The following is an 11,219-nucleotide window of genomic DNA, read 5'->3' on the forward strand; positions in this document are numbered from 1 at the left end:
ATGACAGACACCTCGCCGAGCAGCCTGCAGCTGGCACTGAGTAACAAGACCCCGATATTCGGCGGCTGGGTCACCGGCCCGACGGCGCTGGGTCCCGAGGAATTTGCCCGTGCCGGTTACGATTACGTCGGCTTCGATGCGCAGCACGGCTATCTCGACGACGCCGGCATCGCCGACACCTTGCGCCGCATCGAGCATGTGCCCGTCGGTACGGTGGTGCGCCTGCCCAACGCCCACGCGGCGCCGATCGGGCGGGTGCTCGACGCGGGCGCCGACGCCGTCGTCATCGCGATGATCGAGTCGGCGGACCAGGCCGCCGCAGCGGTGGCCGCCACCCACTACCCGCCGAGGGGCGTGCGCAGCTTCGGCCCGCTGCGCGCCAGCCTGGGACACGCCCCCGCCGCCCACGAGGCACGGGTCAGCGTGTTCGCGATGATCGAGACCGCGGCGGCGCTGTCCGGCATCCACGAGATCTGCGCCGTCGACGGCCTGACCGGAATCTACGTCGGCCCAGCCGATCTGGCCATCTCGCTGGGCGCCGGCGTCGTCGGCGCCACCCGGCATCCGGACGTGCTCGACGCGATCGTGCGCATCCATCGGGCGGCCTCGGACGCGGGCCTGGTCACCGGCATTCACGCCGGGGACGGCAAGACGGGTCATGCCATGGCGCAGCTGGGATTCGGCATGATCACCCTGGCGGCCGAGTCACAGGCGCTGCGACGAGGCGCCGCGGAACACCTGCGCGAGGCCACGCAATGACGGCCGACGACCACGCAAGGATCCGTGAGCTGCTCGCCGGCTACGCCCTGGCACTTGACGCCGGCGACTTCGACGAATGCATCCGGCTGTTCGCACCCGACGGCGAATTCCTGGTCTACGGCAAGACCTTCGCCGGTCATGACGGCATCGCGGGCATGTTCCGCGCCGCGTCGCGCGGCCTGCACCTGACCGGAAGCGCGCGGATCGAGGTCGAGGAGGCCCGCGCGACGGCCAGATCGCAGGTGCTGTTCGTGCGCGCGGGCGACCTGCAACTGCGGCCCGCGATCTACGACGACGAGCTGACTCGCATTGGCGGGCAGTGGCGCTTTGCGCGGCGCCGCTGCCGCTTTGTCACCGACGCCGGATTGGCCGATAGCCCCGAGGTGAGCCCAGCATGAACCAACGCGTCGCCCTGGTGACCGGCGCCGCCGGCGGACAAGGCTGGTCCATCGCCAAACGCTTGCGCGACAAGGGTTTCTCGGTGGCCGCGTGCGACCTGCGGACCGACGAACTGCTGGCCGCGGTCGACGAAGCGGGCGATGACGGCCTGATCGCCCTCGAGCTCGACGTCACCTCGGCCGAGCAATGGGACTCCGTGGCCGCCGAGGTCGTCGGGCGCTTCGGGTCGCTGAGCACGCTGGTCAACTGTGCCGGTGTGCTGCACCGGGCGTCGCTGACCGAGGAGACGCCCGCCGGTTTCGAAACCGCTTGGCGGGTCAACTGTCTGGGCCCTTTCCTCGGAATACGCGCAACGCTCGGACAGCTGCGCGAGGCGCCGAACGCGTCGATCGTCAACATCTGCAGCACCGGCGCGATCCGCCCCTTCCCGCAGCACAGCGCCTACGGGTCGTCGAAGTGGGCGCTGCGCGGCCTCACCCAGACGGTCGCGGCCGAACTCGCCCCGTCCGGCGTCCGGGTCAACGCCGTCTTCCCCGGGCCGATCGCCACATCGATGCTTGACGAGGTCACCCAGGCGCGGCTGGCCGCGGCGTCGATGTTCGCGCGGATCGGCGAGGCCGGTGAAGTCGCCGACGCCGTGGCCTTTTTGGTCTCCGACGAGGCGTCGTTCATCACCGGCTCCGAACTCGTCATCGACGGTGGGCAATGCCTGCAGATCCGATGAGCGACATCTCGATCGGTATCATCGGCGCCGGGCCCGGCGGACTGGCGCTGGGAATCATGCTGTCACGGGCCGGGTTTGACAGGTTCACCATCTTCGACCGGGAGGACGGCATCGGGGGCACCTGGCGAATCAACACCTATCCCGGGCTGGCGTGCGACGTCAAATCGCACCTCTACTCCTACTCGTTCGAGCTGAACCCCGACTGGTCCCGACTGTGGTCGGGGCAGCCCGAGATCCTGGCCTATTTTCAGCGCTGCGCCGACAAATTCGGTCTGCGGCCACACCTGCGGCTGCGTACCGAAATCATAGCGGCACAGTGGGATCCGCACACCCAGCTGTGGTGTCTGACCACCGCGTCCGGCGAGCAGCGCCACTTCAACGTGGTCGTGTCGGCGGTCGGCCTGTTCACCCGGCCGCTGCTTCCCGACCTCACCGAAGAAGAGCCGTTCACCGGCACGGTGATGCACTCGGCACGCTGGGACCACTCGATACCGTTGGACGGCAAGCGGATCGCCGTGCTGGGCACCGGTTCGACCGCCTCGCAGCTCATCCCCGAGCTGGCCAAGGTGGCCGACAAGGTGTATTCGGTACAACGATCGCCGACCTGGATCCTGCCCAAGCCGGACCGGCACTACACGCAATGGGAGCGCTGGCTGTTCGCGCACCTGCCGTTCGCCAAAAAGCTCTACCGGGCCCGGCTCTGGCTGCGCAGCGAATCCAACATCGGGGTGATCGAGCACGGCAGCGAAAAGACCCAGCAATTCAAGGCCGTCGCCCTGGGACTGCTCGAGAAGACCGTCGACGACGAGGAATTGCGCCGCAAGCTCACGCCGGAGCATCCGATGGGCTGCAAGCGGCTGGTGTTCTCCTCGGACTACCTGCCCGCGTTGACTGGGCCCAACGTCGAGGTGGTGACCAGCCCGGCGCGCTCCCTGCGGACCCGTTCCCTGGTGACCGACGACGGCATCGAACACGAGGTCGACCTGGTGGTCTGCGCCACCGGATACGCCGCCGCCGACTATCTCGCGGAGCTGAACGTGATCGGAGAACAGGGCGTCACCCTGCGGGAGGTATGGCGGGACGGGGCGCACGCCTACCTCGGCATGGCTGTGCCTGGATTCCCCAACTTCTTCATGCTGTACGGACCAAACACCAACGTGGGCTCCAACAGCGTCATCTTCATCTTGGAGGCGCAGGCGCGCTACATCGTGCGGGCGTTGAAATACCTGCGACGCGGGGGCAAGTGCTACGTCGCGGTGCGGCCCGCCGCGCTGGCCGACTTCGTCGCCAAGATCGATCGATGGATGGCCGGCACCGTCTGGACCACGCAGTGCAGCAACTATTTCCGCGCTCCCAACGGACGCGTGGTCACCCAGTGGCCGCGCAGCGCGCGCGCCTTCTGGAGCATGACGCGCAGGTTCAGGCCGTCCGACTTTCACTTCACCGCCCCCGCCGGGTGGGCAGTCGAGGCGGTCACCGCTCCGGAGCGGGGCGTGCGGTGACGGAGCTGGACGGCGCCGATCGCCTTGATCCGGCGTTGCGTGACGTCGCGGCGGCGCGAACCGAGTTTTCCCTGGCCGCAATACAACTCATCCGCGAACCGTTCGACGAGCGCCGCCGGGTGACCGCCGAGCGGACCGATGCGTGCGGGGTCCGGATCGCCGAGGACCGCGCGCCAACGGAATCCGGTGGTGTCAACGTGCGCATCTATCGCGGTGGGCCCGAGGACCGGGCGCCGGGGGTGGTGTACTGCCACGCGGGCGGTTTCGCGCTGGGCAACCTGGACACCGATCACCGGCAATGCGTTGAGCTTTCGCGCCGCGGCGGCTGCACGGTGGTCTCGGTGGACTATCGGCTGGCCCCCGAACACCCCTTCCCGTCGGCACTCGACGACGCGAGCGCCGTGCTGCGGTGGGTGGCCGGGAACGCGGGGGATCTCGGAGTGGATCCGGGACGCCTGGCCGTCGCGGGCAGCAGCGCCGGTGCCGCCCTGGCCGCATGCCTGGCGCAGCGGGCCGCAGCCGGGGCACTGCCGCCGGTGGCGTTCCAGTTGCTACATCAACCCGTGCTCGACGATCGGGCCACCCCGTCGAAGGCGGAGTTCCGCACCAGTCCGGCGTTCGACGGCGAGGCCGCCGAATTGATGTGGTGCCACTACCTGGGACCGGGCGGCGCGTCGGAAAACTCGGTGCCCGCGCGGCGAGAAGAAATCGCTGGACTGCCACCGACTTTGATCACCTGCGCCGAGATCGACCCATTCCGCGACGAGGCGATCGACTACGCGCAGCTGTTACTGCGCGCCGGGGTATCGGCCGAGCTGCACGTTTTCGCGCGCGCCTGTCACGGGTTCGATTCGCTGCTGCCCGATTGGGCGGGCTCGCAACGATTGTTCGCGCTGCAAGGCCACGCCCTGTCCAGCGCGTTGCATGGCGACTAGCCGAATCTGATCAGTTGTCGCACGGCGGTGCCGTCGGCCAGGTTGTCCATCGCCTCGTTGATGTCGTCCAACGGAATCGTCGACGACACCAGCGATTCCACCGGCAACCGGCCCGACCGCCAGAGCTCGACGAACCGGGGGATGTCCCGGCTGGGCACCGCCGAACCCAGGTAACTGCCGATCAGCGACCGGCCCTCGGCGACAAAACCCAACGGCGACACGCTGATCCGCGCGGCCGGCGGCGGCAGACCCACGGTGATGGTGCGCCCGCCGGGCGCGGTCAAGCCGATTGAGCTCTCCAGCGCGGCCGGATGACCGACGGCCTCGACCACCACCGCGGCCTTCACCCCGGCGTCGGTGGCCTGCTGCGGCGTGTAGGTGTCGTGGGCACCCAGGCGGCGGGCGGCGGCCAACTTCTCCGGCAACTGATCGACGGCGACGACGCGGACGTCGTCGTAGGTCAGGGCGGTGAGCAGCGCCGCCATCCCCACACCCCCCAGCCCGACCACGGCGACCGTCTGGCCCGGCCGCGGATGACCCACGTTGAGCACCGCGCCACCACCGGTGAGCACCGCGCAACCCAGCAGCGCGGCGACGTCGGCCGGCACGTCGCCGGGCACCGCGACCGCGCTGGCCCGATTGACGACCGCGTGCGTCGCGAAGCCCGAGACGCCGAGGTGGTGATACACCGGGCGGCCGGCCCGGCTGAGCCGAATGTCGCCGCCGAGCAAGGTGCCGGCACCGTTCGCCGCGCTGCCCGGTTCACACGGCGTCAGGCCCTCGGTTGCGCACGCCGCGCAATGGCCGCACCGCGGCAAGAACACCAGCACCACCCGCTGGCCGACGGCCAGGTCGTCGACGCCTTCGCCGGCGCGCTCGACGATCCCGGCGGCCTCGTGGCCGAGCAACATCGGCAGCGGCCGCACCCGGTTGCCGTCGACCACCGATAGGTCGGAGTGGCAGATGCCGGCCGCCTCGATGCGGACCAGGACTTCGTCGCGGCCCGGGGGCGCGAGGTCGAGTTCGGTGATGGTGATCGGCCGCGACTGCGCGTAGGGCCGAGGCGACCCGATGTGCTCCAGTACCGCGCCCCGAATTCCAGACATGTTGGAATACAACCATGGCGTCGGCTTCCGTAGTTCCGCCCGCATCGGACGGGTTGACCAGCAACGACTTTCCGGTGCTGTGGCCGGTCGGAACCCGGTGGGCCGACAACGACATGTTCGGCCACCTCAACAACGCCGTCTACTACCAGCTGTTCGACACCGCGATCAACGCCTGGATCAACACCAGCACCGGGCTGGACCCGGTCACCACCCCCGCGCTGGGCATCGTCGCCGAATCGGGTTGCCGCTACTTCTCCGAACTGCAGTTCCCGCAGAATCTTGTGGTGGGCCTGGCCGTCACGCGGCTGGGCCGCAGCAGCGTCACCTACCGGCTGGGTGTGTTCCGTGCCGCCGGGACCAAGCCCACGGAAAATGAGGAGCAGCCCATCACCGCGCTGGGGCACTGGGTGCACGTCTACGTCGACCGGGTCACCCGCAAGTCCGTCCCGATCCCCGACGCCGTCCGCGCGCTGCTGGCGACCGCCGCGGTCGATCAATAACCGCCTGGCATCAGGGCTTTCGTCATCGAACGGGGCGGCCGCGCACCGCAAGGAGGCACCGCCGGCCCCGCTATGCTTCGCGCATGCCAGTCATGAGCAAGACCGTCGAGGTGGACGCCGACGCCGAATTGATCATGAAGATCGTCGGCGACTTCGAGGCCTACCCGCAGTGGAACGAGGAGATCAAGGGCCTCTGGGTGCTTGCTCGCTACGACGATGGGCGCCCCAGCCAGCTGCGGCTCGACACCGAGTACCAAGGCATGCAGAGCATGTTCATCCAGGCCGTGTACTACCCCGGGGAAAATCAGATCCAGACCGTCCTGCAGCAGGGCGACCTCTTCACCAAGCAGGAGCAGCTGTTCAGCGTGGTGTCGATGGGAGCGTCGAGCCTGCTGACGGTGGATCTGGACGTCGAGACGTCGATGCCGGTGCCGGCACCGATGGTGAAGCAACTCCTCAACAATGTGCTCGACCATCTGGCCGAAAGCCTGAAGCAGCGCGCCGAGCAGCTGGCCGCGAGCTAGTCGAATGGCGGCGACCCGCTTCGCCCCGCTCCGCCGCGCTCGCGATCGCAGCTAGTCGAAGATTCCGGTGCGGTCGCGCATCTCGGTCAGCCGGGTCGCCGCGTCGGTGAATTGCCACACGGTGTGCTCGATCACCGCGGCGGTGTCGCGGCGGCGCAGCGCCGCGATCAGCTGGCGGTGGTTGGCGACGGCGGCCTCTCCCCAGTGCGGGTCGGCGGCGTAGACCAGCACCGGCATGTAGCGCGCGGCGTTGAGCAGGAACCACGCCAGTTTGATCCGCCCACTCGCCTGGTTGAAGACCCGGTGGAACGCGAACTCGATGCCCGCGATGGTCTCGGCATCGCCGGACCCGACGGCCGCGGCGAGCGAGTCGTTGATCCGGTCCAACTCGTCGATCTCGGCCTCGGTGATGTGGTCGGTGGCCGCGGCCGCCAGCTCGCGCGCGATCGATGCCTGCAGCCAGAAGATGTCCTCGATGTCCTGCCGGGTCAAGGGCAGCACGACGTGGCCGCGGTGCGGTTCGAGCTGCACCATGCCCTCCCCGCGCAGCTTCAGCAGGGCTTCACGCACCGGGGTGACGCTGACTCCGAGCTCGGCCGCGGTCTCGTCCAGGCGGATGAAGGTTCCCGGACGCAGTGCGCCGGACATGATCGCCGCCCGCAAATGGCCCGTCACCGCGTCGGACAACTGCGCCCGGCGCAGCGGCCCCCGACTCCTCGGCTGCATTGACATCGGTGCGTTCACGGGACTGCCAGGGCTTTCGTGGGCTTGGCTGGACGGGGTTTGAGTTTTGACGGGTGTTAACGCGGACTTGTCAGTGGACCGTCAACGCCATAGTGTGACCCACACAACACCAAGTTTTATCAAATATCAACCTGGCGCAAGCGGTGCGCGAGTGAAGGGAAGTGTTAGTTTGACCGCGCAATTGGTGAACCATCCGACACAGGCGGAAGAGCAGCCGTACCTGGCCCGGCGACAGAACTGGGTGAACCAACTGGAACGGCATGCGCTGATGCAGCCGAAAGCGACGGCGCTGCGGTTCCTGGGCAAAACCCTGACGTGGGGCGACCTGCGCACCCGGGTGGTGGCGCTGGCCGATGCGTTGAGCCGCCGGGGTGTCGGCTTCGGTGACCGGGTCATGATCCTGATGCTCAACCGCACCGAGTTCGTCGAGTCGGTGCTGGCCGTCAACATGCTCGGCGCCATCGCGGTCCCACTGAACTTCCGGCTCACCCCGGCCGAAATCGCGTTCCTGGTCCAGGACTGCGAAGCCCGCGTGATCGTCACCGAACCCGTGCTGGCGCCGGTGGCCACCGGGGTCCGCGACATCGAGTCGTTGCTGAGCACCGTCGTGGTGGCCGGCGGTCCGACCGACGACAGCGTGCTCGGCTACGAGGACCTGATCAACGAGTCCGGACAAGAGCACCGCCCCGTCGACATCCCGAACGATTCGCCTGCGCTGATCATGTACACCTCGGGCACCACCGGGCGGCCCAAGGGCGCCGTGTTGACGCACACCAACCTCACCGGCCAGACGATGACCGGCCTTTACACCAACGGCGCCGACATCAACAGCGACGTCGGGTTCATCGGTGTGCCGTTCTTCCACATCGCCGGTATCGGCAACATGCTGACCGGGGTGTTGCTCGGCATCCCGACGGTGATCTACCCGCTCGGCGCGTTCGAGCCCGGGCAGCTGCTCGACGTGCTCGCCGCGGAGAAGGTCACCGGCATCTTCCTGGTGCCCGCCCAGTGGCAGGCGGTCTGCGCCGAACAGCACGCCCGCCCGCGGGACCTGAAATTGCGGGTGATCTCGTGGGGCGCCGCGCCGGCTCCCGACGCGCTGCTGCGGGAGATGTCGGCGAGGTTCCCCGGCACCCAGATACTGGCCGCGTTCGGCCAGACCGAGATGTCGCCGGTCACGTGCATGTTGCTGGGCGAAGACGCCATTCGTAAGCGTGGCTCGGTCGGCAAGGTGATCCCCACCGTGGCCGCCCGCGTCGTCGACGAAAACATGAACGACGTGCCTATCGGTGACGTCGGCGAAATCGTTTACCGCGCACCAACTTTGATGAGCGGCTACTGGAACAACCCGGAGGCCACGGCGGAGGCGTTCGCCGGCGGCTGGTTCCACTCCGGCGACCTCGTCCGCATGGACTCCGACGGCTACGTGTGGGTGGTCGACCGCAAGAAGGACATGATCATCTCCGGTGGTGAGAACATCTACTGCGCCGAGGTGGAAAACGTCCTCGCCAGCCACCCCGGCATCGTCGAAGTCGCAGTGATCGGCCGGGCCCACGACAAGTGGGGTGAGGTGCCCATCGCGGTTGCCGCTGTCGCGGACGACAATCTGCGGCTCGATGAGCTCGATGAGTTTCTGACCGAGCGGCTGGCGCGCTACAAGCACCCCAAGGCACTCGAGATCGTCGACGCGCTGCCGCGCAACCCGGCCGGGAAGGTGCTCAAGACTGAACTACGGGTCCGGTACGGAGTTGGAGAAATCGACTAAATCCATTCTCGGGCAAGAGCTTTTAGGAGTAGAGAGGAAAGTTGACGGGAGCTGTAACGTTTGCCAGCTGTTGGCGAAGGGTTAATTGTGCGGATGCGGTTCACACGTGGTTGGCCATCGGGTACATTCCTGTGGTCTCCGTTACTACTTGCGAGTAGGGAGCCGATGGTCACAGGCATCAAGCCGGGGCGAGGTGGGGGCACCCCCAGCTACACAGCGGTAAGGGGGCGAGGCGTGCTACACGATCCGCCGCGACGCCAGAGAGCGCGCGGTGACGGCCGGAGGGGGCAGCGGTGACTTCAACGTCAACAAATCGGCAAGGACCCCACCTGGTCGGCTATGTGCGCGACCAAGTTCAGACGCCCTTGACGCTCGTCGGGGGATTCTTCCGGATGTGCGTCTTGACCGGAAAGGCGCTGTTCCGTCGGCCGTTCCAGTGGCGCGAATTCATCCTGCAGTGCTGGTTCATCATGCGGGTCGCGTTCCTGCCGACGGTCTTTGTCTCGATCCCGTTGACCGTGCTGCTGATCTTCACGCTCAACGTGCTGCTCGCTCAGTTCGGAGCGGCTGACCTGTCCGGCGCCGGCGCGGCGATCGGCGCCGTCACCCAGCTCGGCCCGCTGACCACGGTGCTGGTGGTCGCCGGTGCCGGCTCGACGGCGATCTGCGCGGACCTTGGTGCACGCACCATCCGGGAAGAGATCGACGCGATGGAGGTGCTCGGCATCGACCCGATCCACCGCCTGGTGGTTCCCCGGGTGCTCGCCGCGACCCTGGTCGCGACGTTGCTCAACGGCCTGGTGATCACGGTCGGCCTGGTGGGTGGCTATCTGTTCGGCGTCTACTTGCAGAACGTGTCGGGCGGTGCGTACCTGGCCACCCTGACCACCATCACCGGCCTGCCCGAGGTTGTCATCGCGACGGTCAAAGCCGCCATCTTCGGCCTCATCGCCGGCCTGGTCGGCTGCTACCGCGGCCTGACCGTGAGCGGCGGCTCCAAGGGCCTGGGCACCGCAGTCAACGAGACCGTCGTGCTGTGCGTCGTCGCGCTCTACGCCGTCAACGTGGTGTTGACGACGATCGGCGTGCGGTTCGGGACGGGGCACTGACATGTCGACTACCGCCGTCTTTCGCTCCCGCTTCCCGCGGGCGGCAGAGAACCTCAACCGCTACGGCCTGGCCGCGGCCCGCGGTCTCGACGACATCGGTCAGATGGCGTGGTTCGGCACGGTCGCCGTCGGGCACATCCCGCACGCGCTGCGCAATTACCGCAAAGAGACCCTGCGACTCATAGCCCAGATCGGCATGGGCACCGGCGCCATGGCGGTCATCGGTGGCACCGTCGCCATCGTCGGCTTCGTGACGTTGTCCGGTAGCTCGCTGGTCGCCATCCAGGGCTTCGCCTCGCTGGGCAACATCGGCGTCGAGGCGTTCACCGGCTTCTTCGCCGCGCTGATCAATGTGCGCATCGCCGCGCCCGTCGTCACCGGCATCGCCATGGCCGCCACTGTCGGTGCCGGCGCCACGGCGGAGCTGGGCGCCATGCGCATCAGCGAGGAGGTCGACGCCCTGGAGGTGATGGGCATCAAATCGATTTCGTTCCTGGCCTCCACCCGCATCATGGCCGGGTTGATCGTGATCATCCCGATCTACTCCATGGCGATCATCATGACTTTCCTGTCCCCACAGATCACCACGACGGTGATCTACGGGCAGTCGAACGGCACCTACGAGCACTACTTCCGGACGTTCCTGCGTCCCGAGGACGTGTTCTGGTCGTTCCTGGAAGCCATCCTCATCACCGCGGTCGTGATGATCACCCACTGCTTCTACGGCTACAACGCCGGCGGCGGTCCAGTCGGCGTGGGTGAGGCCGTCGGTCGATCGATGCGCTTCTCATTGGTGTCGGTACAGGTTGTCGTGTTGTCCGCCGCGTTGGCGCTGTATGGCGTCAACCCCAACTTCGCACTCACGGTGTAACCGCCATGGCCCGACCGATTCAGACCAACGCCCCGCGGACCCCGCCGTACAAGCTGGCCGGTGTGGCCCTCCTGGTCGTCGGCGCACTGGCGCTGGCCCTTGTCTATGGGCAATTCCGAGGTGCCTTCACCCCTAAAACGCAGTTGACGATGTTGGCGTCGCGTGCCGGGTTGGTGATGGATCCGGGTTCGAAGGTGACTTATAACGGTGTGGAGATCGGCCGGGTGGGGTCGATCTCGGAGACGGCGCGTGACGGGAAGCCGGCCGCGAAGTTCACCCTC

13 protein-coding genes are annotated in these 11,219 nt (G+C 67.6%); 11 read left to right on the forward strand and 2 right to left on the reverse strand.

Annotation, left to right across the window (positions count from 1 at the left end; genetic code table 11):
• Genes VFW69_RS00980 through VFW69_RS01000 form a run of 5 tightly spaced genes read left to right on the forward strand, consistent with a single transcriptional unit; the run spans position 1 to position 4,319 of the window.
• A complete protein-coding gene (locus VFW69_RS00980; protein ID WP_526497227.1) occupies positions 1-759 on the forward strand; it encodes an HpcH/HpaI aldolase family protein in 759 nt (252 codons plus the stop codon).
• Positions 756-1,157 carry an SgcJ/EcaC family oxidoreductase gene (locus VFW69_RS00985; RefSeq protein WP_526497229.1) on the forward strand — a complete coding sequence of 134 codons (402 nt, stop codon included), beginning with the start codon at positions 756-758 and terminating at the stop codon, positions 1,155-1,157. The genes VFW69_RS00980 and VFW69_RS00985 overlap by 4 nt, the downstream gene beginning before the upstream one ends.
• Positions 1,154-1,882, forward strand: coding sequence for an SDR family NAD(P)-dependent oxidoreductase (locus VFW69_RS00990; RefSeq protein WP_526497231.1), 729 nt, complete (start codon positions 1,154-1,156; stop codon positions 1,880-1,882). Before VFW69_RS00985 ends, VFW69_RS00990 begins: the two co-directional genes overlap by 4 nt.
• Entirely contained in the window at positions 1,864-3,384 is a 1,521-nt protein-coding gene (locus VFW69_RS00995; RefSeq protein WP_526497233.1) for a flavin-containing monooxygenase, read from the forward strand. Before VFW69_RS00990 ends, VFW69_RS00995 begins: the two co-directional genes overlap by 19 nt.
• Positions 3,381-4,319 (forward strand): alpha/beta hydrolase, encoded by a 939-nt coding sequence (locus VFW69_RS01000; protein ID WP_526497235.1) that lies wholly within the window; start codon positions 3,381-3,383, stop codon positions 4,317-4,319. Before VFW69_RS00995 ends, VFW69_RS01000 begins: the two co-directional genes overlap by 4 nt.
• Here VFW69_RS01000 and VFW69_RS01005 read toward each other — a convergent pair.
• Positions 4,316-5,425 (reverse strand): alcohol dehydrogenase catalytic domain-containing protein, encoded by a 1,110-nt coding sequence (locus VFW69_RS01005; protein ID WP_526497237.1) that lies wholly within the window; start codon positions 5,423-5,425, stop codon positions 4,316-4,318. The two genes, VFW69_RS01000 and VFW69_RS01005, sit on opposite strands and share 4 nt — an antisense overlap.
• Positions 5,426-5,439: 14 nt before the next feature.
• Between VFW69_RS01005 and VFW69_RS01010 the strand changes: the two genes are divergently transcribed.
• A complete protein-coding gene (locus VFW69_RS01010; RefSeq protein ID WP_526497239.1) occupies positions 5,440-5,925 on the forward strand; it encodes an acyl-CoA thioesterase in 486 nt (161 codons plus the stop codon).
• 83 nt (positions 5,926-6,008) lie between these two features.
• Positions 6,009-6,449, forward strand: coding sequence for an SRPBCC family protein (locus VFW69_RS01015; RefSeq protein ID WP_526497241.1), 441 nt, complete (start codon positions 6,009-6,011; stop codon positions 6,447-6,449).
• Between the two features lie 51 nt (positions 6,450-6,500).
• On the opposite strand, the gene VFW69_RS01020 is transcribed toward VFW69_RS01015, so the two are convergent.
• Complete coding sequence (locus VFW69_RS01020; protein ID WP_526497243.1) at positions 6,501-7,181, reverse strand: GntR family transcriptional regulator; 681 nt, start codon at positions 7,179-7,181, stop codon at positions 6,501-6,503.
• Positions 7,182-7,362: 181 nt separating this feature from the next.
• Between VFW69_RS01020 and fadD5 the strand changes: the two genes are divergently transcribed.
• From fadD5 to VFW69_RS01040, 4 genes are all read left to right on the forward strand, one after another.
• Positions 7,363-8,958 (forward strand): fatty-acid--CoA ligase FadD5, encoded by a 1,596-nt coding sequence (gene fadD5 / locus VFW69_RS01025; protein ID WP_526497245.1) that lies wholly within the window; start codon positions 7,363-7,365, stop codon positions 8,956-8,958.
• 293 nt (positions 8,959-9,251) lie between these two features.
• Positions 9,252-10,067: an MlaE family ABC transporter permease gene (locus VFW69_RS01030; protein ID WP_526497247.1), complete on the forward strand. Its 816-nt coding sequence runs from the start codon at positions 9,252-9,254 to the stop codon at positions 10,065-10,067.
• Position 10,068: 1 nt separating this feature from the next.
• On the forward strand, positions 10,069-10,938 hold the full coding sequence (locus tag VFW69_RS01035; protein WP_526497249.1) for an MlaE family ABC transporter permease: 870 nt from the start codon (positions 10,069-10,071) through the stop codon (positions 10,936-10,938).
• 5 nt (positions 10,939-10,943) lie between these two features.
• Positions 10,944-11,219, forward strand: a 276-nt coding sequence (locus VFW69_RS01040; RefSeq protein ID WP_526497251.1) for an MlaD family protein, incomplete at its 3' end; no start/stop codon positions are given.

Origin of the sequence: Mycobacterium sp., assembly GCF_036273375.1 — a bacterium.
Classification (GTDB): Bacteria; Actinomycetota; Actinomycetes; order Mycobacteriales; family Mycobacteriaceae; genus Mycobacterium.

What these genes read in the sequence shown, in the direction of transcription:
- VFW69_RS00980 (WP_526497227.1), top strand. Translation starts at nt 1, where the DNA reads ATGACAGACACCTCGCCGAGCAGCCTGCAGCTGGCACTGAGTAACAAG.
- VFW69_RS00985 (WP_526497229.1), top strand. Translation starts at nt 756, where the DNA reads ATGACGGCCGACGACCACGCAAGGATCCGTGAGCTGCTCGCCGGCTAC.
- VFW69_RS00990 (WP_526497231.1), top strand. Translation starts at nt 1,154, where the DNA reads ATGAACCAACGCGTCGCCCTGGTGACCGGCGCCGCCGGCGGACAAGGC.
- VFW69_RS00995 (WP_526497233.1), top strand. Translation starts at nt 1,864, where the DNA reads ATGCCTGCAGATCCGATGAGCGACATCTCGATCGGTATCATCGGCGCC.
- VFW69_RS01005 (WP_526497237.1), bottom strand. Translation starts at nt 5,425, where the DNA reads ATGTCTGGAATTCGGGGCGCGGTACTGGAGCACATCGGGTCGCCTCGG.
- VFW69_RS01010 (WP_526497239.1), top strand. Translation starts at nt 5,440, where the DNA reads ATGGCGTCGGCTTCCGTAGTTCCGCCCGCATCGGACGGGTTGACCAGC.
- VFW69_RS01015 (WP_526497241.1), top strand. Translation starts at nt 6,009, where the DNA reads ATGCCAGTCATGAGCAAGACCGTCGAGGTGGACGCCGACGCCGAATTG.
- VFW69_RS01020 (WP_526497243.1), bottom strand. Translation starts at nt 7,181, where the DNA reads ATGTCAATGCAGCCGAGGAGTCGGGGGCCGCTGCGCCGGGCGCAGTTG.
- VFW69_RS01035 (WP_526497249.1), top strand. Translation starts at nt 10,069, where the DNA reads ATGTCGACTACCGCCGTCTTTCGCTCCCGCTTCCCGCGGGCGGCAGAG.